The organism is Mesorhizobium sp. B2-1-3A, from assembly GCF_006442655.1.
GTDB lineage: Bacteria > Pseudomonadota > Alphaproteobacteria > Rhizobiales > Rhizobiaceae > Mesorhizobium.
On sequence record NZ_VFWK01000002.1, the window covers coordinates 402008 to 425292 of the forward strand.

Consider the following 23285-nt stretch of genomic DNA (forward strand, 5'->3'; position numbering starts at 1 on the left):
CTCACACCTGATGCCGGGCTGGTTCAGCAAGAGCATCGTCGACGACAGGACGACGATGCTGACCGAGCCGTTCGTGCATGACTATGTCCGCGCCAACATCTGGCATCTGCGGGGTCGCGACGCCGACCTTCTGGTCGATACCGGCATGGGCATCTGTCCGCTGGCGCCGGAGATCGAAACGCCGCGGGACAAGCCGCTGCTGGTCGTCGCCACGCACATCCATCTCGACCATGTCGGCTCGCTGCACGAATTTCCATGGCGGGCCGGGCCGAGGATGAGTGCCGCGCAGTTCGAGAGCATGGATGAGGCGGCGACCTACGCCTACATGTTCCACGATCTCGAAGGTGCCGTTTCGAAACTGCCGGAGCCGGGCTGGAAGTCGGCGGATTACAAGATCCCATCGGCACCGCTGACGCGGACCCTCGACGAGGGCGACGTGGTCGACCTGGGCGACCGGCAATTCCGCGTCCTGCATCTTCCCGGGCATTCGCCGGATTCGATCGCGCTGTTCGACGAGGCCGACGGGCTGTTCTTCAGCGGTGACGCCATCTACGACGATACGCTGATCGACTCGCTGCCGGATTCCGACCGGGCCGACTATGTCAGCACCATGGAGCGCCTGCTCGACCTGCCGATCCGCATCGGCCATGGCGGCCACGGACCGAGCTTCGACCGCAAGCGTATGCGTGAGATTGCAACGGCTTACATCAGAAAAAGCGCCGATATCTGAACTTCGCCAAGCCCGCACACTGCAAGGAGCGGTCCTGCGACGGTCAGGCGCCTATCAGGCCGCGAAGAATTAAATCTTTGTAATATAACCGAAAAAACCTAATTCGTCCGCATCCGCGTCCTAGATTCCGGTTTCATCGACCTGAACGGCCGCCGCATGAAGCGAGACAGGCGGCCGCGATGGCCGGTACGCCGAATGGGCCGCTCCCATGGAGTCCACGGCGCCGAACCCAATGTCTCGCACGGACAACGACCATGTCATCCCACAACATTCTTCGCAGACATCGCGTCGCCGCATTGCTGGGCGCCGCCCTCATCATCTCCCCCTTCGTCGTTTCATTTGCTCAAAGTGCCGGTAACACAGGCGTGAGCAACGTTGTCGCGACGACCCAGACCCCTGTCGCCGGTATCACCGCCCCCAATGGCTCCTTTGCTCCGATCGTGGCGGCTGACAAGCCCGCGGTGGTGACGGTCACAACCGTGATGAAAGCGCAGCCCGCAAATGACGACGATGGGATGCCTCTCGGCAACTCCCCGTTCGACCAATATTTCCGCCAGTTCTTTGGCGACCAGGGCATGCCGGCTCCGCGGACGCCGCCGCAGCAGGCGCAGCGCGCCGAAGCGCTCGGCTCCGGCTTCATCGTCTCTGCCGACGGCACGATCGTCACCAACAATCACGTCGTCGACGGCGCCTCCTCGATCAAGGTTACGCTCGACGACGGCACCGAACTTCCCGCCAAGCTCATCGGCCGCGACGCCAAGAACGATCTCGCCGTGCTCAAGGTCAAATCCGACAAGCCCTTGCCGACGGTCAAATGGGGCGATTCCGACCGGCTGATGACCGGCGACCAGGTGCTGGCGATCGGCAATCCGTTCGGCATCGGCACCACGGTGACGGCAGGCATCGTTTCGGCCCGCGGCCGCGACCTGCATAGCGGACCGTTCGACGATTTCATCCAGATCGATGCGCCGATCAACCATGGCAATTCCGGCGGCCCGCTGGTGGATGTGAACGGCAATGTTGTCGGCATCAACACGGCGATCTATTCGCCCAATGGCGGCAGTGTCGGCGTCGGCTTCGCCATCCCGTCGGACCAGGCGCAGAAGGTCGTGGCCAAGCTGATGAAGGACGGCTCGATCCAGTATGGCTATCTCGGCGTCGAGATCCAGCCGGTGACGCCTGACGTGGCAAGCGCCATAGGGCTCGATCATCCCGGCGGCGCGCTGGTTTCGAAGGTCAATGACAGTTCGCCCGCCGCCAGCGCCGGCGTCGAGGCCGGCGACGTCATCACCGGCTTTGCCGGACAGGACGTGAAGGATCCCAAGGATCTGTCACGCGCCGTCGCCGATGTCGCCCCTGGCGCCAAGGAATCGCTCGATGTCTGGCGCAAGGGCAAGGCCATGCAGATTTCCGTTAATGTCGGGCAAAACAGCGATGACGTGAAGACGGCGTCGACTGACGATTCCGGCATGCCGAGCGCCGAACAAGGCTCACGCGCGCCGGCGATCGGCCTCGGCCTGATGGATATCACGCCCGACATTCGCCAGGAAATGAACCTTGCCGACAACGAGCATGGCGCGGTGGTTGCGCGCGTCAGTCCCGACAAGGCGGCGGCCGCGGCCGGCATCCAGCCGGGCGATATCATCGTCGCCGTCAACCAGGCGCCGGTGAAGAGCGCCCGGCAGGTCACGCAGGCGATCGCCCAGGCCAGCAAGTCGGGCCGCAAGTCGGTGCTGCTGCTGGTCGAACGCGACGGCGGCCAGATCTATGTCGCCGTGCCATTCGCCAATGGCTGAGGCGCCGGGCCGGATCTGAACCGAGGGCGGGCTCGTCGCGACGAGCCCGCCGCTATCTAGAGTTTGCGCAGCGCCACTTCCTCGACCAGATGGTCGGCGCCCTTGCGCAGGATGAGATCGGCGCGGGCGCGCGTCGGCAGGATGTTTTCGCGCAAATTCTTCAGATTGATGTTTGTCCACAGGCCTTCGGCGATGGCGCGCGCCGAATCCTCCGAGAGCTGCGAATAGCGGTGGAAGAAGGAATCCGGATTGCGGAACGCGGTCTCGCGCAGACGCATGAAACGGGAAATGTACCACTGGTGGATCAGTTTCTCGTCGGCATCGATATAGATGGCGAAATCGAAAAAGTCCGACAGGAAAGGCACGATCTTGCCGTCCTGCGGCAGCTTGCCCGGCTGCAGCACATTGATGCCTTCGAAGATCAGTATATCCGGCCGGTCGATGGTGACGAATTCGCCGGGAATGACGTCGTAGGTGAGATGCGAATAGACCGGCGCGCGCACATTGGGCAGCGCCGACTTGATGCCGGAGAGGAAACGCAGCAGCGCGCCGACATCGTAGCTGTCGGGAAAGCCCTTGCGTTCCATCAGGTTTTCGCGGCGCAGGACCTCGTTGGGCAGCAGGAAGCCGTCGGTGGTGATGAGATCGACCTTGGGGCTCGACGGCCAGCGCGCCAGCAATTCCTTCAGCACGCGGGCCGTGGTCGATTTGCCGACCGCCACCGAGCCGGCGATGCCGATGATGAACGGCGTCTTGACGATATCGACGGCGTTGAAGAAGGCCTGGCGCTGCCTGAACAGCAATTGGCTGGCCTCGACATGCGCGGATAGAAGCCGTGACAGCGACAGATAGATGCGCTTGACCTCTTCGAGGTCGACCGGGTCGTTGAGCGAACGCAGGCGGCGGAACTCGTCCTCGCTCAGTGTCAGCGGCGTGTCGGCTCGGAATTGCGACCATTGCTCGGCGGAGAAGAAACGAAAGGGGGAATATTTCTCGGTTGGCGCGAGCTGATCCATCGAGATACCTGCCCTCCCTCGTGCTCAGCCCTTGGGCCGCGACGCCTTCTCGGCGATACCCGAACGCGCGGTGCGGCTTTCGAGCTCCTGGAGCACGTCGCGCAACGGAACACCCGAAATGCCGAGAACGACGAGCCAATGATATATAAGATCGGCACTTTCGGAAACGAGGCCCTGCCTGTCGCCCTTGACGGCGGCAATCACGGTCTCGACCGCCTCTTCGCCAAGCTTCTGCGCCGCCTTGTCGATGCCGCGCGCGAACAGTTTCGCCGTCCACGAGTCCGGATCGCCGGAATGGGCGCGCTCATGGACTATTTTTTCCAGATCGGAGAGCGAAAACTCGGTCATGGCCGCCGTTTAAGACCGATTACCTGGGGAGTCCAGCCGCATCGGCAGGCCGGCATTGGCCATATGTGCCTTGGCCTGGGCAATCGTGTAGGTGCCGAAATGGAAGATGGAGGCGGCCAGCACGGCGCCGGCATGGCCATCGCGAATGCCTTCCACCAAATGATCGAGCGTGCCGACGCCGCCCGACGCGATGACTGGCGCGCGCACCACATCAGCAATCGCGCGCGTCAGGGCGATGTCGTAGCCGGCCTTCGTGCCGTCGCGGTCCATCGAGGTCAGCAGAATCTCGCCGGCGCCACGATCGACCATTTTCCGGGCGAATTCGACCGCGTCGATGCCGGTCTTCTCGCGTCCGCCATGGGTGAAGATCTCCCAACGATCGGCCTCGCCGGCGCCGGAGACCTTCTTGGCGTCGATGGCGACGACGATGCACTGGTTGCCGAACTTGTCGGCGGCTTCGGCGACGAAATCCGGGTTCTTCACCGCCGCCGTGTTGATCGACACCTTGTCGGCGCCTGCCAAAAGCAGCTTCCTGATGTCGGCGACCTGGCGCACGCCGCCGCCGACGGTCAGCGGCATGAAGCACTGTTCGGCGGTGCGGGCGATGACATCGAAGATGGTTTCCCGGTTGTCGGACGAAGCGGTGATGTCGAGAAAGCACAGCTCGTCGGCGCCGGCGGCGTCATAGGCCTTGGCTGCCTCGACCGGGTCGCCGGCGTCGATGAGATCGACGAAATTGACGCCCTTGACGACACGGCCGTCCTTGACGTCGAGGCACGGGATGACGCGGGCTTTCAGCATCAGCGGCCCTCTATCGTGGCGATAAGGTCGTTGAGCAACTGGCCGACCAGCGGCGGCACGTCGGCCTGGGCATCGAAGGCCGGATCGTAGGCGGAAACGGTGATGCCGACGACTGGCACGGCAAGCGCCATGGCACAGGCCGCGTCGCGCAACTGTTCGGGGCTCGGCCCGCCAGGTGTGACATAGCGATTGGCCTGCAGCTCCCGGGGGTCGTGCACGTCGAGATCGAGATGCATGTGCACGCTTTTGGCGCCGGCGGCTTTCAGTCTTTCGGTCGCTTGCGCCACGCCGGGGCATTCGGTGCGGATCACCGGCAAGGTCTCGAGAAGTTTTTTCTCCGCCGGATCGAGATCGCGGGCGTTGACGAGCACGCAGCGCGAGGGATCGATCGACTGGAAGCCGGGAATGGCTGATGCCATCGGACGCCAGCACAGGCCGAGCACGGTCGCCAGCGCCATGCCGTCAAGGAAGCCGTATACGGAGGTCTCGGGCGTGTTGAGGTCGCCATGCTGGTCGGCCCAGATGATCGCATCGGCGCCTTCGCCGGCGACCGCGCCGGCGCTGGTCAGGCAGTTTCCGGCCAGCACGATAGGAAACCGTCCCCTGTCGATGGTAATGCGGACCTCGCCCGAGACGGCGTTGCAGACAGCGAAACCGGTGGCGATCTCCCGCTCCTGGTCGTCGCCGACCCTGCCGATATCCTCGACCGCGACGTCGTGGCCGGCCATGGTCAGGGCATCGACGAGACCGCCCGCAATCAGCGCGTCCGGCCCCTGGCCCATGCCGCCATGGTAGTGGCCGCTGTCATAGGAGGCGAGGATGATGGTGATTTTCACGATTTCGCCTCCGCCACCGGCCGGCCCTGCAGGATCGCCAGCGCCTCGGCCGGATCGATGCGGCCGTCATAGAGCGCGCGGCCCGAGATGGCGCCTTCGAGCTTTTGTGCGTCCGGCATGGTCATGCGCACGATGTCGGCGATCGAGGCCAGCCCCCCGGAAGCGATGACCGGGATCGATACGGCGTCGGCGAGGTCGATGGTGGCATCCCAGTTGATGCCGGTCAGCACGCCGTCACGGTCGATGTCGGTGTAGATGATGGCGGCGACGCCGGCGCCCTCGAACTTCTTCGCCAGTTCGATGACGCCAAGGCTCGACGCTTCGGCCCAGCCCTCGACAGCCACCTTGCCGCCCTTCGCGTCGATGCCGACCGCGACCTTGCCCGGGAAAGCCTTGCAGGCCTGCTTGACCAGATCGGGATCGCGCACCGCCACCGTGCCGAGAATGACGCGGGCGAGGCCGCGATCGAGCCAGTCCTCGATCTGCGCAATCGTGCGGATGCCGCCGCCGAGCTGCACCGGGTTCCTGGTCGCCTTGAGGATGGCGCCGACCGCCGCGCTGTTGACGCTCTGGCCCTTGAAGGCGCCGTTGAGGTCGACGACGTGCAGCCACTCGAAGCCCTGGTCCTGGAAGGCTTTTGCCTGCGCGGCGGGATCATCGTTGTAGATGGTCGCGGTCGCCATGTCGCCGTGCTTCAGGCGCACGCATTGGCCGTCCTTGAGGTCGATGGCAGGAAACAGGATCACGATTCAGGCGCCCTCAACGATGACGAAATGGCCCGTCGATCCGGCCAGCCTGAATTTCGAGGCATGCTGATATTCCGGCGAATGATAGCATTCCGCTGCCTTGTCGTAGGATTCGAACTCGATCACGACATGGCGATTGCCTGTCGGCTGTTCCGGGTTCTCGTGGCGGCCCGCCCGCACGATGAATTTGGCGCCGTACTTGGCAAAGGCAACAGCATTCGCCTCGATATATTGCTTGTAGACCTCGGGATCGCGAACATCGATCATCGCCATCCAATAGCCCTTCTTGCTCATGCTCTAGGGCCTCCACTTCAGGAAATTGGTGATCAACGCCAGCCCCAGCGCCTGGCTCTTCTCCGGATGGAACTGCGTGCCGACGAGATTGTCGCGGGCGACGGTGGCCGTCACCGGGCCGCCATAGTCGGCGACCGCCAGAACCTCGTCCGCCTTGCGCGCATCGAGATGATAGGAGTGGACGAAGTAGGCGTGCAGTCCCGCGGTTCCGGTTGGAATGCCGGCAAAAAGCGGATGCTGGCGCCGAAGCTCGATCGTGTTCCAGCCGATCTGCGGGATCTTCAGCGCCGGATCGGCCGGCGTGATCTCCTTGACGTCGCCTGATATCCAGCCAAAGCCGCTGGTGACGGTCTTTTCCAGGCCGCGCTGCGACATCAGCTGCATGCCGACGCAGATGCCTAGGAAAGGGCGAGCCTTGGCGATCGCGACGTCCTCGACCGCTTCCCACATGCCCTCGACGGCACGCAGGCCTGCCGCGCAGTCGGCATAGGCGCCGACGCCGGGCAGGACAATGCGGTCGGCCGTCCGCACCCGGTCGGCATCGGCCGTCAGCTCGATCTCGGCCGATATGCCGGCTTCGCGCGCGGCGCGCTCGAAGGCCTTGGTGGCCGAGCGCAGATTGCCCGAGCCATAGTCGATGATTGCTACCCGCATGTCAGGGCCGTCCCGGTATGTGGGTCAGGCCCAGCGCCATGCCCGGCTGCGCCGGGCGCGCCAGGGCGGCATCCGGAACCATGCGCGGCGCGGGAATGGCTTCCTCGGCGCGCCCCTCGGCCTCAAGCGCATAGCGCATGTCGGCGTCGTCGAGCCTGCCGGCGTGAACCACGCCCCATTCATGCCAGCCGCGCCGGCGAAGGGCCGCGATGCGCAACCCCTGCCCTTCCAGGCCGACATAGAACGAGACGAGCAGCGACAGTAGTGAACTGGCCAGACCGAGGCCAAGCTTCTGACCAGCCATCGAAAGCAGGCCCATGACGACGAAGGCAAGCCCGGCTTCAATCCACAGCCGATGCCAGGCGAGCCATAACGGCGGCACCAAGAAGCCGAGCCAGGTGAAGCCGTCGCGGACAAACGCCGTTGAGTCGGCCTTCTCGCTGCGGCCGGGCGGTTCCATCACGACATAGGCGGCCATGACGCTATCCCTTCAAAGATCCCTTGGTGGAGGGAACCGCGTCCGGCTGGCGCGGGTCCGGCTCGAGTGCCGTGCGCAGCGCGCGCGCCACCGCCTTGAAGCAGGTCTCGGCGATATGGTGGTTGTTGGCGCCATAATGGTTGGTGACATGCAGCGTGATGCCGGCATTCTGCGCCAGCGCCTGGAAGAATTCCCGCACCAGTTCGGTGTCGAAGGTCCCGATCTTGGGCGACGAGAAGGACACGTTCCAGACCAGGAACGGCCGGCCCGACACGTCGATTGCCGCACGCGTCAGCGTCTCGTCCATGGCAAGGTCGATCGAGGCATAGCGCATGATGCCGCGCCGTTCGCCCAGCGCCTTGGTCAGCGCCTGGCCGAGCGCGATGCCGGTGTCCTCGACCGTGTGATGGTCGTCTATATGCAGGTCGCCCTTCGCCCTGACTGTCATGTCGATCAGGGAATGGCGCGAGAGCTGGTCCAGCATGTGGTCGAAGAAGCCGACGCCCGTGGCGATATCGGATTTGCCCGAGCCGTCGACATGGACCGACACCGAGATGTCGGTTTCCCTGGTCTTGCGGCTGGCTTCGGCGGAACGGGGCGCCATCACTCTATCCTTGTCCCAGCGGTTCACGTGGTAAACCGGGTTCACGTGGTAAACCGGTTCACAGGCTCCAAGCGCTCGCGGGCTTGAAAACGAATGCCTTCTATCAGCATGATCCGGCGATTGCCAGTTGCCTCGGACAGAGGTATCGGGCCTTGCCGGAGAGGCGATTTGCAATCATTGGTCCCGTGCATACATATGGCCGATAAATCACTCGTACCGCGCCAATCGCCTTTTGGGATCGCGCGAATCGGAGCCAGGAAATGTCTGATAATCTGACCATGCACGCCACGACCATCGTGACGGTGCGCAAGGGCAACAAGGTGGTGATCGCTGGCGACGGCCAGGTCAGCCTTGGCCAGACCATCATGAAGGGCAATGCGCGCAAGGTCCGCCGCATCGGCAAGGGCGGCAATGTCATTGCCGGTTTCGCCGGCGCCACCGCCGACGCCTTCACCCTGCTGGAGCGACTGGAAGCCAAGCTCGAACAATATCCCGACCAGTTGACGCGCGCCTGCGTCGAACTCGCCAAGGACTGGCGCACCGACCGCTATCTGCGCCGGCTCGAGGCGATGATGCTGGTGGCCGACAAGTCGGTCTCGCTGGCGCTGACCGGCAACGGCGACGTGCTCGAACCGGAACATGGCGTGATGGCCATCGGCTCGGGCGGCAATTACGCACTGGCTGCGGCGCGCGCCTTGATGGACACCGACAAGGATGCCGAGGAAATCGCCCGCAAGGCGATGCAGATCGCTTCCGACATTTGCGTCTACACCAACAACAACTTCGTCGTCGAAACGCTCGATGCCGCCTGAGCAGCTCTACGATTTTCGGCCGGTGACCACGAAAGACCTGCCGATGATCGCCGGCTGGCTCGCCGAGCCTGAAGTCGCTCGGTGGTGGAACGATCCGGAGACGGAAATCGCCGAGATCCGCGATCATATCGACTCGATTTCGGTCGAGCCGCTGATCGTCGAACTCGACGGCAAGCCGATCGCCTATCTGCAGAGCTACGATCCGCATATGGAAGACGACCATCCCTATGCCGACCAGCCGTTCGGCACGCTCGGCATCGACCTGTCGATCGGCCGGCCCGAACTGATCGGCATCGGCCATGGCTCGGCCATCGCCAGGCAATTCGTCGAAGACCTGTTCAGGGAAGGCGTACCGCGCGTCATCATCGATCCGGACCCGGCCAATATCAGGGCCATCCGCGCCTATGAAAAAGCCGGATTCCGGGCCATTGATCGCAGGCAATCGGTCTATGGCAACGTGGTGCTTATGGCTATCGATGCTGAAGAGGGCGATGCCGAAGGGGGCGATGCCGAGGAAGACGACGCGGAAGAGGGGCTATAGGGCATGGACGCATCCGGCGAGGAGAAGAACCTCTCGGCCTACGAAAACAGCTGGCGGATGGGGCTGCTGATCGTTGCCGGGCTTATCATCGTCCAGGCCGTCACGCTCTATCTGATGGGCCGGACGCCGATCTGCACATGCGGCTACGTCAAACTCTGGCATGGCGTGGTGAACAGTTCCGAGAATTCCCAGCACATTTCGGACTGGTACACCTTCTCGCACATCATCCACGGCTTCCTGTTCTACGCGCTGGCACGGTTCCTGTTCCCACGCTCGCCGATCGGCCTGAGGCTGGCATTCGCCGTTCTCATCGAAGGCGGCTGGGAATTGCTCGAGAACAGCCCGTTCATCATCGACCGCTACCGCGCCGGCACCATCTCGCTCGACTATTACGGCGACTCGATCATCAATTCGGTATCCGACACACTGGCCATGGTGCTGGGATTTGTGATGGCGCGAAGGCTACCTATATGGGTGATCGTCAGCCTCGCCATCCTTTTTGAACTGGGTACCGGCTACCTCATCCGGGACAATCTGACACTCAACGTGATCATGCTGCTGCATCCGTTCGAGGCCATCAAGCAGTGGCAAAGTGGAATTTAGCTATGACGACATTTTCTCCCCGCGAAATCGTTTCCGAACTCGACCGCTTCATCATCGGCCAGAAGGACGCCAAGCGCGCCGTGGCCATCGCCTTGCGCAACCGCTGGCGCCGCCAGCAGCTGGAAGGCCAGATGCGCGAAGAGGTGATGCCGAAGAACATCCTGATGATCGGGCCGACCGGCGTCGGCAAGACCGAGATCTCGCGCCGCCTGGCGCGTCTGGCCGGTGCGCCTTTCGTCAAGGTCGAGGCAACCAAGTTCACCGAAGTCGGCTATGTCGGCCGTGACGTCGAGCAGATCATCCGCGATCTCGTCGAGATCGCCATCGGCCTGGTGCGTGAAAAGATGCGCGAGGACGTCAAGGCGCGCGCCCACATCAATGCCGAGGAACGCGTTCTGGAAGCGCTGGTCGGCAAGACGGCGAGCCCGGCGACGCGCGACAGCTTCCGCAAGAAGCTGCGCGACGGCGAACTCGACGACAAGGAGATCGAGATCGAAGTGGCCGATACCGGCAATGGCGGCATGCCCGGTTTCGAGATTCCCGGCATGCCGGGCGCCAATATCGGCGTGCTCAACATCAACGACATGTTGTCCAAGGCGATGGGCGGCAAGAAGACCAAGCAGCGCAAAACGACGGTGAAGGAATCCTACGATCTGCTGGTCAGTGACGAGTCCGACAAGCTGCTCGACCAGGACGAGGTGGTGCGCCGGGCGCTCGATGCCGCGGAAAACGACGGTATCGTCTTCCTCGACGAGATCGACAAGATCGCGGCCAGATCGGACATTTCGGGCGGCCCTTCGCGCGAAGGCGTGCAGCGTGACCTGCTGCCGCTGGTCGAAGGCACCACGGTGGCGACCAAATACGGGCCGCTGAAGACCGACCACATCCTGTTCATCGCGTCGGGTGCGTTCCACGTCTCGAAGCCGTCCGACCTGTTGCCGGAATTGCAGGGCCGCCTGCCGATCCGCGTCGAGCTGCGCGCGCTGGAGAAGGAGGATTTCGTCCGAATCCTGACCGAGACGGAAGCGAGCCTGATCAAGCAGTATATCGCGCTGATGAAGACCGAAGGGGTCGACCTGACCTTCACCGACGACGCCATCGATTCGCTCGCCGGCATCGCCGTCGATCTCAACGCCAGCGTCGAGAATATCGGCGCCAGGCGGCTGCAGACGGTGATGGAGCGGGTGCTGGACGAGATCTCCTACGACGCACCCGACCGCAACGGCACGAGCGTCACCATCGACGCGGCCTATGTGGAAAAGCATGTCGGCGATCTGTCCAGAAACACAGATTTGTCGCGATTCATCCTGTAAACGACAGCTCTGGAACGTTCCGGCGCCGGATCAGGCAATATCTTCCGGCGGAAATCATGTGTGGCCAGATGGTACCATCTGGCCACCTTTCGTCTTGCCGGCGGAAAGGGTGCTCTCGACTCAACCCGGAGCATTACCCTAGTTTGCGCGGCAATACTTCAGGGCGGCGGCGCATGAAAAAACTCATACTGGTCATTCTCGGCTTGACGCTGGCGGCGACGCTGTTCGCGGCTGATGCGGCGACATTGGTGCCGCCGGGAAACCGCAATGCCGAGCAGCCCGACATTCCCGGCGCCTCGAGCCGGCGCACGCAGGCGACCAACACCACCTTCCAGGCGAAATACCGCAAGGTCTACGCCTTGTTGCAGAACGACGCCGATCTGCGCGCCAAGATCAAGAAGGCCGCTTCCGCCTACGGCATCGATCCCCTGCACATCGTCGGCGCCATCGTCGGCGAGCACACCTACAATGTCGACGCCTATGACCGGCTGCAGACCTATTACGTCAAGGCGATCTCCTATCTCTCCAGCAAGCTGTCCTTCGCCTATGACGGCGAGGACATCACCGATTTCGTACAGCGGCCGGAGTTCAAGAAATGCGCAGCAATGTCGGACAGCTACGACCTTTGGGAATGCCGCGAGCAGGTCTGGAACCATTCGTTTCGCGGCAAATCCGTCGGCGGGACAAGCTTTCCCGACGACCGCTTCGGCGCCACCTTCTTCCAGCCTTACTATGCCGGCCAGACCTTCGGCCTTGGCCAGCTCAACCCTTTGACGGCGCTGCAGATGAGCGATCTCGTGCACAAGGTGTCCGGCCTGCCGAAGCTCGACGTCGGCGACCCCAATTCGGTCTACAAGACCATCATGGATCCCGACCTGACGCTGCCCTACGTGGCCGCGACGATCAGGAAATCGATCGATGCCTACAAGAGCATCGCCGGGTTCGACATTTCGGGCAATCCGGGACTGACCGCCACGCTCTACAATGTCGGCAATCCGGAGCAGCGCGCCTATGCGCTGAAGGCGGAGAACGACAAGCGTCGCGCCGCCGGTGAACAGGTGAAGCTGCCGGAAGAGAATTATTATGGCTGGCTGGTCAACGACAAGCTGCCGGAACTCAAGGCGCTTTTCTAGAGCATTTCAAGGAAACCGCAGAACCCTACGTCTGCCCGTCGCCGTCTTCGATCTTGGCAAGTGAATTAAGCTGCGCTTCGCTGATCTCCGCGCCGTTCTTGTCCAGAACAATGATACCCACGGCCTTGCCGCGCCGCAGTGCTTCGAGACGCGCGACAGCCTCTTTCGCGGCGGCGAAATCATCCCTGATCTGCGCGACCGAAATGCCGTAGAGGATCGAATAAGGCATGAGCCGGAAACCTCGAGCAACCCGCGCAGGCTAGCACGGCTCAAGCCGCCAGCAACGATTTCAGCTTTACCGCCTGCGATCCCAGCGCCTCCGGCGCCGGCCTGGCCTGCTTGCCGATCAGCATTTCGGCCAGCCGGATGTCGCGGGCGACCGCGTTGCCTGGACCGATGCCGCTGGCCGCCACCAGCCTGCCGTCCTCGGCCAGGTGGAAGAGGATGAAGGCGCCGTCGCCGAGATCGCGCCGCACGGTGCGGCGGCCTTCGTCGGCAAGGCCGGATATCTGCAAAGTGAGCCCATACTGATCCGACCAGAACCACGGCACCGCCACATGCGCCTCGCCGGCACCAAGCATGTTCTTCGCGGCAAGCGCGCCCTGTTCCTGCGCATTGCGCCAGGCCTCCAGCCGCACGCGGCGGCCGCCATAGACGGCAAGCGGAAACGAACAGCAGTCGCCGGCGGCAAAGATATCGGGATCGCTGCTGCGCAGCTCGGCATCGACCGCAATGCCGTTGTCGATGGCCAAGCTAGCCTCGGCCGCGAGCCCGGTCACCGGCAGGGCGCCTATGCCTATGATAGCGAGATCGGCTGTGATTTCGTGTCCGCCGGCAAGCCTCACGCGCACCTCGTTGCCGTCGTCGGCGATGGACGCGATGCCTTCACCGCACAGGATGTCGACGCCTTCGGCGGCATGCGCCGCATGGACGATTTCGGCGATCTCGGCCGGAACGCCGCGCATCAGGATGCGCGGCTGTGCCTCGATGACTGTGACCGCAGCGCCGAGCTTGCGGGCCGCAGCGGCGAGTTCGAGGCCGATGAAGCCGCCGCCGATGACGGCAATGCGGTTGCCCGCACCGAGGTGGGCGCGAATTACCAGTGCATCGGCGAATGTCCTGAGATAAACGCAGCGCTTGCCGAGGCCAGGCATCTGCAGTTTGCGCGGGGTCGAGCCGGTTGCCAGCAGCAACTTGTCGTAGGGCAGGACCGAACCGTCCGACAGGCGCACCGTATGCGCCGCGCGATCGATCGCGACGGCCCGGACGGAATGGATGTGCCGGATCGATTTCTCGGCCAGGATCGCGTCGCTGGCGATCGCCTTGATTTCCGGCGCGTCGCTGGCCATCGCGTCCTTGGACAAAGGCGGCCGTTCGTAGGGCAGGTGTGGCTCGTCGCCGACCAGCGTCACCGGCCCGTCATAGCCGAGATCGCGCAGCGTAAGCGCCGCCCGCCCGCCGCATTCGCCGGCCCCGATGATGACCATTCCGCGCGCCATCTCCGTCACCCGATCTGGACGAGGACTTTGCCGGCGTCGACCCTGACCGGATAGGTCCTGAGGTTGACGCAGACCGGCGCACCCCTGGCCGCGCCGGTCTTGTAGTTGAAGCGGCCATTGTGCTTGGGGCATTCGATGATGTCGTCCATCACCAGGCCGTCGGCGAGATGCACCTTCTCATGCGTGCAGAGCCCGTCCGTGGCGAAGTATTCGTCGTCGGGGCTGCGATAGATGGCGAAGGTGCGCCCGCCATGATCGAAGCGCATCACGTCCTCTTCATCGATGTCATCGGCAGCACAGGCCTCGACCCAGTCGCTCATTCAGTCCTCCGCAAAAGAGTGTGGATCGGATGCCGCGATCATTCCGCCGCGGCGGCGACGGCATCGCTATGAAACTCCTCGCGGTACGGCCTGGCGGTCGGCGGCAGTTCGCGCTTGAGGAAATAATCCTCGTTGCGCAGCTGGCGCAGGAAGACCGGGATCATCTCGCGGTAGCCGGCCAGGATCGATGGCGTCGGCGCCGGCAGATCATGCTTGATCAGCGCATGCAGCCTGGGCAGCGCGTGGTAGGGCACCATCGGGAACATGTGATGCTCCACATGATAGTTCATGTTCCAGTAGATGAAGCGGCTGATCGGGTTCATGTAGACGGTGCGGCTGTTGAGCCTATGGTCGATGACGTTGTCGGCGAGGCCGCCATGCTGCAGCAGGCCGACCATGACGTGGTGCCAGGCGCCATAGAGCCTGGGCAGGCCGACCAGCATCAAGGGCAGGAACGATCCGGTGTAGAGCGCCAGCGCGATGGTCGCGGCATAGATCGCGGTCCAGATGCGGGCTATACGGATCGCCTTGCCCTGCTCCTGCTCGGGAATGAAGGTCTTTTCGGCCGCGCTGATGTTGCCGGCGGCATTGCGCAGCATGTCCGACATCGCATGCCAGGCATCGAGCACGCCGACAAAGCCGAGGATGGCGCGTACCAGGTCCGGCGGCCGCATGATAGAGATTTCCGGGTCGCGGCCGACGATGATGGTGTCGGTGTGGTGGCGCGTATGGCTCCAGCGCCAGGTCACCGGGTTGCGCATGATCATGAAGCAGGCGACCTGATAGATCACATCATTCATCCACTGCGTCCGGAAGGCCGTGCCGTGGCCGCATTCGTGCCAGCGTGAATCGGTGGAGGAGCCGTAGAGGACGCCATAGACGAAGAAAAACGGTACGCACCACCAAGTGCCCCAGAACCAGGCGCCGCCAGCGCCGCTGATGATGAGGGCGGCCAGCCAGATCGCGGTGTCACGGATCGCCGGCCCGTCGGAGCGTTGCATCAGCTCCTTCATCTGCTTGCGCGGGATGTCGGTGTGATACCACTCGGCCGCCGACAGGCCGTTTTCCACGGCGAGCTTGGCGTCGCGGCCGATCAGGCTGTAGTCACGCCGGGACGGCGTTGTCGTCATGATTGCCTCCCTCGGCAAGGCATCCGCCCAGGCGAATGCCGCTTACCCATTGGCTTCGAGCCTAAAAATATCGCCGAGCCATGATAGACTCAATATCACAAAGATAGTTTCTATCATTTCCTATCAGAATGATGTATCCATGTTTGGGAGTGGAACGAGGGCGATCATGGCGAAACGGCCGACCATCACCGATCTGGCGCGCATTTCCGGCGTCAGCGTTGCCACGGTGGACCGGGTGCTGAACAACCGCCTGCCGGTACGCGAGGAAACCGCCCGCCGCGTCTACGAGACCGCGACCGAGATCGGCTATCACGCCGCCGGCCTGATCAAGCAGCGGATGCGCCATGAGCTGCCGGAGTACCGGCTCGGCTTCCTGCTGTTGAGAGGCAATGACGTGTTCTATTCGGAGTTCGCGCGGCAGCTCGAGCTCGCGGTGTCGCAATCACAGCGCTTCCGCGGCGTCGCGATCATCGATTTCGCCAGCTCGCTGACGCCGGACGAAATCGTCGAGCGCGCGCGCAAGCTGGCGGCCAGATGCAGGGCCGTCGCGCTGGTCGGGCCGGATCACCCGACGCTGACGGTCGTCGTCGAGGAGATGAAGGCCAAGGGGTTGCCGGTGTTTTCGTTGCTGTCCGATTTCGCGGCCGGCATTCGTGAAGGCTATGTCGGCCTCGACAACCGCAAGGTCGGCCGCACCGCGGCCTGGATGATCTCGAAAGCGGCGAAACGGCCGGGCAAGGTCGCGCTGTTCGTCGGCAGCCACCGCTTCCACGGGCATGAGCTGCGCGAGATCGGCTTCCGCTCCTTCTTCCGCGAACAGGCGCCGGACTTCACCTTGCTTGAAACGCTGGTCAATCTCGAGGCCAACCAGATCACGCAGGATACGCTGCTCGATGTTCTCGCCCGCCATCCCGATCTGGTCGGCTGCTATGTCGCCGGCGGCGGCATGGAAGGCGCGGTCGCGGCACTCAGGCAAGCCAGGCCGGCACAGATGCCGGCGGTGATCTGCAACGAGATCACGGCCATCTCGCGTTCGGCCCTGGCCGACGGCATCCTGACGATGGTGATCTCGACGCCGCTGACCGCACTTTGCCGCGAACTCATGGACCTGATGGCGCATGCCATCGAGACCGGCGCCGCGAACGCGCCGGGACAGACCTTCCTGCCGTTCGAAATCTACCTGCCCGAAAACATCTAGCGATGTATTGCGCCTGCAAGTGTCGCCCGGCCGAGTTGACGCAGAATCCGGTCGCCAATATAGACCGCTAATGGGTGAGGACAGGTTTGGGTACATCGCCTTTGGCAAGGATGAGCTCTATGCTCGCGGGGCGCTTTTCAGCGCCCTTCGGCTGTTGCACTACACGCCAGGAGCCAAAATTTCAGTCCTGACGGACCGGCCAAGCGTTTTCGACGGCTATCCGATCGAAGCGATCGAGCTTACCGCCAAAGAAATGACCGAGATGTCTTTTGGCGATCGGTACCTGTTTGGCATCAAGGCGGCCGGCATCATTAAGCTGTTGCGGCGTTGCGATCGCCTGTTTTTCATGGATACCGACATCTACCCCGTCGGCAATGTATCGAGGTGCTTCGGAAAAATCTCCGCCTCGCACTCGATCATGAGAAAATGCGAAGGGACGCCGAAGGCCGCCGCCTATCAGGCAATCGCGGACAAGGGATTTTTGCTTGGGGACCAGCGGCTGTCCGGACGCGAGCCGATGTGGAATAGCGGCGTCGTAGGGGTCCACAATTCCAATCTTCCGGCGCTGGCTGACGCTTACCAGGCCATCGAGCAAATGATCGGCGTGGTCAGAGCACACACGTCCGAACAGTTCTGCATTGGTGTGGCGTTATCGCAGCACGGCCGTTCCATAAGCGGACACTGGCTGCCCCTGCGGAACTATAACACCAGGGGTCGAAAGCTATTTGCCAGGCAGCGCATTGAAGCCTTTTTCGAGCGCGCCAATCGTCTGACCGTAAGTCAACAGATAGAGTCCGCGGCGAAATACCGGGTGTGGCGGGCTCCGCTCGACTTGTTGATGCAGCGGGACATCTGGCACTTCTAGGCCGATAGCCGCAGCCCATCACTGATATCCCCGGACTTGCCTCGGCTTGGGTCAGCCCTCGGACCGAGCACGTTCGCCCAACCCGCATCGACGCCGCATTCCCGCATCGGCCAAAATCGCGCGTCCGGTTTTGGAATCGCCCTTGACGCCTTGTGGCAAAATGGAATAAATATTTCACCAACTGTACATTTTGGTTCTTTCGTTCCGGAACGTCTGTTTCAAACGGAGAGTTTGGCGTTCCAGCCGATGCAGGGAATGCAGCGCGGAACGAAACGATATCAGGGAGAGATTCCCCGGGGAGATCGGGGATTCCGGATAGATCGGTGCAGCCGGACACCAAAAGTGGAGGAGAGATACAATGAAGAAACTGCTTTTGGGCGTCGCCTTCGCGGCGCTGATGAGTTCATCGGCCATGGCCGCCAAGATCGGCGTATCAATGGCCAAGTTCGACGACAACTTCCTCACCGTGCTGCGCAACGGCATGATCGAGCAGGCCAAGGGCATGAGCGGCGTCGAGCTGCAGGTCGAGGACGCACAGAACGACGTCGCCAAGCAGCTCGACCAGATCAAGAACTTCGCCGCTTCGGGCGTCGACGCCATCATCGTCAACCCTGTCGACACATCGGCCACGCAGGCGATGTCGGACGCCGCCGCGGCCGCCAAGATCCCGCTGGTCTACGTCAACCGCGAGCCGGTCAATGTGAACTCGCTGCCGGACAACCAGGCCTTCGTCGCCTCGAACGAAGCCGATTCCGGCACGCTCGAGACCAAGGAAGTCTGCCGCCTGTTCAAAGAAGCCGGCAAGAAGGAAGCCAATGTCTATGTGATCATGGGCGAGCTTTCCAACCAGGCCGCCGTGCAGCGCACCAAGGACATCGAAGAGGTGATCGCCACGCCGGACTGCAGCTTCATCAAGATCATCGACAAGCAGACCTCGAACTGGAACCGCGACGAGGCGCAGAACCTGATGACCAACTGGCTGTCGACCGGCAAGCCGTTCGATGGCGTCATCGCCAACAATGACGAAAGCGCCATCGGCGCCATCCAGGCGATGAAGGCCGCCAACATCGACATGAAGTCGGTTGTCGTCGGCGGCGTCGACGCCACCCAGGACGCGCTGGCGGCGATGCAGGCGGGCGACCTTGATGCAACCGTGTTCCAGGACGCGGCCGGCCAGGGTGCCGGCGCGCTGGATGCGGCGCTCAAGCTGTCCAAGGGTGAGAAGGTCGAGCACAAGGTCTACGTGCCGTTCCAGCTCGTCACCCCGGCCAACATCGACAAGTTCCTGAAGAAGAACTGAGCCGCGGACATACGGAGCGGCGCTTTCGCGCAAAGAAGGCGCCGCTCCTCTTTCCCTCAGCGCCTGAAGGCGATCGAGGAACGACCGCGGCTGACGGAGGATAGAAGATTGTCACAGACATCCCATGGCGTCGGAGGGCTCACCTACGATGCGAAGAAGCGCGCATGGCCGGCCGAACTCAACGTCTTCCTGGCGCTTGTCATCCTCGTCGTCGCCTTTGAAGTGATCGGCCGGGTCTTTCTCGGCGACAGTTTCCTGTTCAACACCCGCAGCGACGTCGGCGGGATCTTCAACGAGGCGCGCCTGCAGATCATCATCCTGCAGGTGTCGATCGTCGGCATCATCGCCATCGGCGTGACGCAGGTGATCATCACCGGAGGTATCGACCTGTCCTCGGGTTCGATTGTAGGCGCCACCGCCATGATCGCCATGAGTTTTGCCCAGGTGGCAACCGTCAACGGCAATCCAAATCCCAAGGCGATGTTCCTGGCGCAAGGCTGGACCGACCTGCCTGTGATCGTGCCCCTGCTGGTCGCGATCGGCTGCGGCCTGCTGGCCGGCCTCGTCAACGGCGCCTTGATCGCCTACACGCGCATTCCGCCCTTCATCGCCACGCTCGGCATGATGGTGACCGCGCGCGGCATCGCCAAATGGTGGTCCAAGGGCCAGCCGATCTCGTTTCCCACCGACAGCTTCGCCGCGATCGGCAAGGGCCTGATGCCTGTCATCATCTTCCTGTCGCTGGCGGTGCTGTTCCAGCTGATCCTGACCTACACCCGCTACGGCAAGCACTGTTATGCGATCGGCTCCAATGAGGACGCAGCGCGCATGTCCGGCATCAAGATCGCCAACCACAAGATCCTGGTCTACGTCATCGCCGGCATTCTCGCCTCGCTCGCCGCCGTGGTGCTCTCCTCCAAGAACCTCACCGCCCAGGCCGGCATGGGCGTGATGTACGAACTCGACGCCATCGCCATGGCGGTCATCGGCGGCGTCTCGCTGTCGGGCGGCCGCGGCTCGATCATCGGCACGGTGATCGGTTCGCTGATCTTCGGCGTCATCATCTCCGGCTTCACCTTCCTGCGCCTCGACGCCTACTACCAGGAGATGGTCAAGGGCGTGATCATCGTCGGCGCAGTGGTTCTCGACCAGTGGCGCCAACGCCTGCGGGCATTGAGGGCTTGATCATGTCAGACATCGTCCTGAAGACCGAAAACCTCACCAAACGCTATGGCGGCGTGCATGCGCTGGAAGGCGCCAACTTCGAGCTGCGCAAGGGCGAGCATGTCGCCATCATGGGTGACAACGGCGCCGGCAAGTCGACCTTCGTTCGCCAGATCACCGCTGTGGAGCAGCGCACCAGCGGCCAGATCTGGTTCGATGGCAAGGAAGTGAATTTTGCCGGGCCGATCGAGGCCCGCACGGCGGGCATCGAGACGGTGTTCCAGAACCTGGCATTGGCCGACGATCTCGACGTGCCGTCGAACCTGTTCCTCGGCCGCGAAAAGGTGCTGTTCAATCTCGGGCCGTTCTCGATCCTCGACCGCAAATACATGCGCAAGGCAACCGAGGCGGCGCTGATCCGCACGGCGGTGAAGATTCCCAATCTCTCCAACACCATCCGCCACATGTCGGGCGGCCAGCGACAGTGCGTGGCGATCGCCAGGACCGCCACCTTCGCCTCCAAGCTGATCATCATGGACGAACCGACGGCGGCCCTTGGCGTGCAGGAGACGGCGCAGGTCGAAAACATCATTCGTACGCTGAAGGACAATGGCGAGCCGCTGATCCTGATCAGCCACAATATGCGCCAGGTGTTCGACCTGTGCGACCGCATCGTCGTCTTCCGGCGCGGCCGCATCGTCGCTAATCTGCGCAAGGAGAACACCGACGGCCAGGACATCGTCTCATACATCACCGGCGCCAAGACCGGAGAGGCGGAACTCGCGGCTTGAGGCCGGGCGTGGTCTCCCGGTTCCGGGACGATCCGCCGCGCCAGGAAAATACCCCAGCCACCTTTTCCTGACAGGAAAGGTCAGGACACAACTCTCTCGAACCCATCCCTCAGAGGAAATATCCATGACTGTTCGTTTCGCCCTCCTCGGTGCCGGCCGCATCGGCAAGGTCCACGCCCGCGCCGTCGGCTCCAACCCCGATGCAAAACTGGTGGCCGTGGCCGATGCCTTCGAGAAGGCAGCTAAAGAGCTGGCGAGCGCCTATGGCGCCGAGGTGCGCACCATCGACGCGATCGAGACAGCCAAAGACATTGACGCCGTCGTCATCTGCACGCCGACCGACACCCATGCCGATCTGATCGAGCGTTTCGCCAAGGCCGGCAAGGCGATCTTCTGCGAAAAGCCGATCGACCTGAACGTCAAGCGGGTGGAGAAGTGCCTGGCCGTGGTCGAGAAGGCCAAGGCGACGCTGATGGTCGGTTTCAACAGGCGCTTCGACCCGCATTTCGCCGCCGTGCGCAAGGCCATCGACGACGGCGCCATCGGCACGGTCGAGATGGTCACCATCACGTCGCGCGATCCCGGCGCGCCGCCAGTCGACTACATCAAGCGCTCGGGCGGCATTTTCCGCGACATGACCATTCATGATTTCGACATGGCGCGCTTCCTGCTCGGCGAAGAGCCGGTGGCGGTCAGCGCGCACGCCTCGGTGCTCGTCGACAAGAAAATCGGCGAGGCCGGCGATTTCGATAGCGTCAGCGTCATCCTAGAGACGGCGTCCGGCAAGCAGGCGATCATTTCGAACTCGCGCCGCGCCACCTATGGCTACGACCAGCGCATCGAGGTGCATGGCTCAAAAGGCATGATCGCGGCCGAGAACCAGCGGCCGGTATCGATCGAGCTGGCCAATGAGAAGGGCTATACCCGCCCGCCTTTGCACGACTTCTTCATGACCCGCTACCTCGACGCCTATGCCAATGAGATCGCTGCCTTCATCACGGCCGCGACGAAAGGCAAGAAGGCAGCGCCAAGCGGCGCCGACGGCCTGGTGGCGCTGAAGCTGGCGGACGCGGCGCTGAAGTCGGCGACGACAGGCAAGACCGTCCGTCTCGACAAGTAAGAACCCGGAACCCAAGGCACAGGAGCAAAGCGATGAGCGCATCCGCCGATCGCAATCATGAGACACGCGCCATCGTCACCGGCGGCGCGCAAGGCATCGGCTTCGCGGTCGCCGAGGCACTCGCCGACGAGGGCTGTCGGGCGCTGGCGCTCATCGGCCGCTCGCAGGAGAAGGGCGACAAGGCGGTCGCTCATTTCAAGAAGTTGGGTGTCGACGCGATCTTCATCAGCGCCGACGTTTCCAAGGTGGCCGACTGCAAGCGCGCGGTGGCGACCGCGCTCTCGCATTTCGGCACCATCAACGCGCTGGTCAATGCCGCCGCCACCTCGGCCCGAGGCTCGCTGGTCGAAACATCGGAAGAGCTGTTCGACCAGATTTTCGACACCAATGTGCGCGGCCCATTCTTTCTGATGCAGGGCGTGGTGGCGCATCTCCTGGAGAAGAAGGCTCCCGGCTCGATCGTCAACGTGCTGTCGATGTCGGCGCATACTGGCCAGTCCTTCCTGACGCCCTATTCGACCAGCAAGGGCGCGCTGATGACGCTGACCAAGAACGTCGCCAACGCCTATCGCTTCAACCGCATCCGCTGCAACGCCGTGCTGCCGGGCTGGATGGACACCGAGGGCGAGGACCTTGTGCAGAAGAAATGGCACGGCGCATCCGACGATTGGCTGGCAAAGGCCGAAGCCGCACAGCCGATGGGTCAGTTGGTGAAGCCGGACCAGCTCGCCCGGCTGATCAGCTACATGGTCAGCCCGCAATCGGGGGTGATGACCGGGTCGCTGGTCGACTACGACCAGAGCGTTGCGGGGTCGTCACCGGAGTAGTCGGAACGAAGTAGCCTCGTGCCCTGTTGCTGCAGCATTGCCATTCCCGCATAGTCCGTGAAATCAGAACCGTCGGGGGGGTTGGAATGCAGTCTGCGTCCAGAGATACCAACTGGACTGTCATGGGAGCAAAGGCCCAGTTCTCAGAGGTCATTGAGCGCGCGCAGTTGGCACCGCAGAAGATAACCAGAAACGGCAAACCAATCGCGGTTGTCGTCTCGGTCGAAGAATGGCAGCGGAAGACTGCGCGAAAGGGTACCCTTGCGGAGTTCCTTCTGAACTCGCCGCTACGCGGCGCCGATCTCCTTGTATCAGGCACGTGACAAACGCCTCGGCTTCGATTATATGAGCCGCATGATCCACCTG

General features: G+C 63.0%; 28 protein-coding genes. 15 read left to right on the forward strand and 13 right to left on the reverse strand.

Translation table 11 applies throughout. The features are described from left to right. Positions 1 to 10 precede the first annotated feature (10 nt). Positions 11 to 730, forward strand: coding sequence for an MBL fold metallo-hydrolase (locus tag FJ977_RS08450; protein WP_140771354.1), 720 nt, complete (start codon positions 11 to 13; stop codon positions 728 to 730). A 254-nt stretch (positions 731 to 984) separates the two neighbouring features. Next, positions 985 to 2526, forward strand: a complete 1542-nt coding sequence (locus FJ977_RS08455) for a DegQ family serine endoprotease (protein ID WP_140770353.1) — start codon at positions 985 to 987, stop codon at positions 2524 to 2526. Between the two features lie 56 nt (positions 2527 to 2582). Here FJ977_RS08455 and coaA read toward each other — a convergent pair whose 3' ends face one another. From coaA to hisB, 9 genes are read right to left on the reverse strand one after another with little or no spacing between them, the layout of a single operon-like run. Further along, positions 2583 to 3542, reverse strand: a complete 960-nt coding sequence (gene coaA / locus FJ977_RS08460) for a type I pantothenate kinase (protein WP_056568914.1) — start codon at positions 3540 to 3542, stop codon at positions 2583 to 2585. Between the two features lie 24 nt (positions 3543 to 3566). Continuing rightward, on the reverse strand, positions 3567 to 3890 hold the full coding sequence (locus FJ977_RS08465; protein ID WP_140770354.1) for a phosphoribosyl-ATP diphosphatase: 324 nt from the start codon (positions 3888 to 3890) through the stop codon (positions 3567 to 3569). Positions 3891 to 3899: 9 nt separating this feature from the next. Next, entirely contained in the window at positions 3900 to 4694 is a 795-nt protein-coding gene (gene hisF, locus FJ977_RS08470; protein ID WP_181179773.1) for an imidazole glycerol phosphate synthase subunit HisF, read from the reverse strand. Next, entirely contained in the window at positions 4691 to 5527 is an 837-nt protein-coding gene (locus tag FJ977_RS08475; protein WP_140770358.1) for an arginase family protein, read from the reverse strand. The genes hisF and FJ977_RS08475 overlap by 4 nt, the downstream gene beginning before the upstream one ends. Continuing rightward, on the reverse strand, positions 5524 to 6273 hold the full coding sequence (hisA, locus tag FJ977_RS08480; RefSeq protein WP_140770360.1) for a 1-(5-phosphoribosyl)-5-[(5-phosphoribosylamino)methylideneamino]imidazole-4-carboxamide isomerase: 750 nt from the start codon (positions 6271 to 6273) through the stop codon (positions 5524 to 5526). The genes FJ977_RS08475 and hisA overlap by 4 nt, the downstream gene beginning before the upstream one ends. Positions 6274 to 6276: 3 nt before the next feature. Beyond that, on the reverse strand, positions 6277 to 6567 hold the full coding sequence (locus FJ977_RS08485) for a DUF1330 domain-containing protein (protein ID WP_140770362.1): 291 nt from the start codon (positions 6565 to 6567) through the stop codon (positions 6277 to 6279). Between the two features lie 3 nt (positions 6568 to 6570). Next, complete coding sequence (gene hisH / locus FJ977_RS08490) at positions 6571 to 7221, reverse strand: imidazole glycerol phosphate synthase subunit HisH (protein ID WP_140770364.1); 651 nt, start codon at positions 7219 to 7221, stop codon at positions 6571 to 6573. A gap of 1 nt (position 7222) precedes the next feature. Beyond that, positions 7223 to 7699, reverse strand: coding sequence for a DUF2628 domain-containing protein (locus FJ977_RS08495; protein WP_140770367.1), 477 nt, complete (start codon positions 7697 to 7699; stop codon positions 7223 to 7225). Between the two features lie 4 nt (positions 7700 to 7703). Continuing rightward, the gene (gene hisB / locus FJ977_RS08500) at positions 7704 to 8303 is read right to left on the reverse strand and encodes an imidazoleglycerol-phosphate dehydratase HisB (RefSeq protein ID WP_140770370.1); all 600 of its coding nucleotides are present in this window, start codon (positions 8301 to 8303) and stop codon (positions 7704 to 7706) included. A gap of 260 nt (positions 8304 to 8563) precedes the next feature. On the opposite strand from hisB, the gene hslV reads away from it, so the two are divergent. The 5 genes from hslV to FJ977_RS08525 all read left to right on the forward strand — a co-directional run bounded on the left by hslV (position 8564) and on the right by FJ977_RS08525 (position 12705). Next, complete coding sequence (gene hslV / locus FJ977_RS08505) at positions 8564 to 9115, forward strand: ATP-dependent protease subunit HslV (RefSeq protein ID WP_137928919.1); 552 nt, start codon at positions 8564 to 8566, stop codon at positions 9113 to 9115. After that, positions 9105 to 9656, forward strand: coding sequence for a GNAT family N-acetyltransferase (locus FJ977_RS08510; protein WP_140770372.1), 552 nt, complete (start codon positions 9105 to 9107; stop codon positions 9654 to 9656). Before hslV ends, FJ977_RS08510 begins: the two co-directional genes overlap by 11 nt. A gap of 3 nt (positions 9657 to 9659) precedes the next feature. Then, entirely contained in the window at positions 9660 to 10259 is a 600-nt protein-coding gene (locus FJ977_RS08515; protein WP_140770374.1) for a DUF2585 domain-containing protein, read from the forward strand. 2 nt (positions 10260 to 10261) lie between these two features. Next, the gene (gene hslU, locus FJ977_RS08520) at positions 10262 to 11572 is read left to right on the forward strand and encodes an ATP-dependent protease ATPase subunit HslU (RefSeq protein WP_140770376.1); all 1311 of its coding nucleotides are present in this window, start codon (positions 10262 to 10264) and stop codon (positions 11570 to 11572) included. Positions 11573 to 11745: 173 nt separating this feature from the next. Beyond that, on the forward strand, positions 11746 to 12705 hold the full coding sequence (locus FJ977_RS08525; protein WP_140770379.1) for a DUF1402 family protein: 960 nt from the start codon (positions 11746 to 11748) through the stop codon (positions 12703 to 12705). A gap of 25 nt (positions 12706 to 12730) precedes the next feature. On the opposite strand, the gene FJ977_RS08530 is transcribed toward FJ977_RS08525, so the two are convergent. From FJ977_RS08530 to FJ977_RS08545, 4 genes are read right to left on the reverse strand one after another with little or no spacing between them, the layout of a single operon-like run. Next, positions 12731 to 12934 (reverse strand): hypothetical protein, encoded by a 204-nt coding sequence (locus tag FJ977_RS08530; RefSeq protein ID WP_140770381.1) that lies wholly within the window; start codon positions 12932 to 12934, stop codon positions 12731 to 12733. A gap of 40 nt (positions 12935 to 12974) precedes the next feature. Next, positions 12975 to 14204 carry an FAD-dependent oxidoreductase gene (locus FJ977_RS08535; RefSeq protein ID WP_140770382.1) on the reverse strand — a complete coding sequence of 410 codons (1230 nt, stop codon included), beginning with the start codon at positions 14202 to 14204 and terminating at the stop codon, positions 12975 to 12977. Positions 14205 to 14209: 5 nt separating this feature from the next. Further along, positions 14210 to 14524 (reverse strand): MocE family 2Fe-2S type ferredoxin, encoded by a 315-nt coding sequence (locus FJ977_RS08540; protein ID WP_140770385.1) that lies wholly within the window; start codon positions 14522 to 14524, stop codon positions 14210 to 14212. 38 nt (positions 14525 to 14562) lie between these two features. Beyond that, complete coding sequence (locus tag FJ977_RS08545) at positions 14563 to 15654, reverse strand: fatty acid desaturase family protein (RefSeq protein ID WP_140770386.1); 1092 nt, start codon at positions 15652 to 15654, stop codon at positions 14563 to 14565. A gap of 166 nt (positions 15655 to 15820) precedes the next feature. Here FJ977_RS08545 and FJ977_RS08550 point away from each other — a divergent pair, with 166 nt between their 5' ends. The 8 genes from FJ977_RS08550 (at position 15821) to FJ977_RS08585 (ending at position 23242) form a co-directional block, all read left to right on the forward strand. Continuing rightward, complete coding sequence (locus tag FJ977_RS08550; protein WP_140770388.1) at positions 15821 to 16852, forward strand: LacI family DNA-binding transcriptional regulator; 1032 nt, start codon at positions 15821 to 15823, stop codon at positions 16850 to 16852. A 70-nt stretch (positions 16853 to 16922) separates the two neighbouring features. Continuing rightward, entirely contained in the window at positions 16923 to 17717 is a 795-nt protein-coding gene (locus tag FJ977_RS08555) for a hypothetical protein (protein WP_140770390.1), read from the forward strand. 358 nt (positions 17718 to 18075) lie between these two features. Next, on the forward strand, positions 18076 to 19017 hold the full coding sequence (locus FJ977_RS08560) for a sugar ABC transporter substrate-binding protein (protein ID WP_140770393.1): 942 nt from the start codon (positions 18076 to 18078) through the stop codon (positions 19015 to 19017). A 108-nt stretch (positions 19018 to 19125) separates the two neighbouring features. Continuing rightward, positions 19126 to 20202 (forward strand): ABC transporter permease, encoded by a 1077-nt coding sequence (locus tag FJ977_RS08565; RefSeq protein ID WP_140770395.1) that lies wholly within the window; start codon positions 19126 to 19128, stop codon positions 20200 to 20202. Between the two features lie 2 nt (positions 20203 to 20204). Continuing rightward, a complete protein-coding gene (locus FJ977_RS08570; RefSeq protein ID WP_027040720.1) occupies positions 20205 to 20972 on the forward strand; it encodes an ATP-binding cassette domain-containing protein in 768 nt (255 codons plus the stop codon). 124 nt (positions 20973 to 21096) lie between these two features. Then, the gene (iolG, locus tag FJ977_RS08575; RefSeq protein WP_140770397.1) at positions 21097 to 22092 is read left to right on the forward strand and encodes an inositol 2-dehydrogenase; all 996 of its coding nucleotides are present in this window, start codon (positions 21097 to 21099) and stop codon (positions 22090 to 22092) included. A gap of 32 nt (positions 22093 to 22124) precedes the next feature. Further along, the gene (locus FJ977_RS08580; protein ID WP_140770399.1) at positions 22125 to 22919 is read left to right on the forward strand and encodes an SDR family oxidoreductase; all 795 of its coding nucleotides are present in this window, start codon (positions 22125 to 22127) and stop codon (positions 22917 to 22919) included. An 86-nt stretch (positions 22920 to 23005) separates the two neighbouring features. Further along, positions 23006 to 23242 carry a type II toxin-antitoxin system Phd/YefM family antitoxin gene (locus FJ977_RS08585; RefSeq protein WP_140770402.1) on the forward strand — a complete coding sequence of 79 codons (237 nt, stop codon included), beginning with the start codon at positions 23006 to 23008 and terminating at the stop codon, positions 23240 to 23242. Positions 23243 to 23285: the final 43 nt, after the last annotated feature.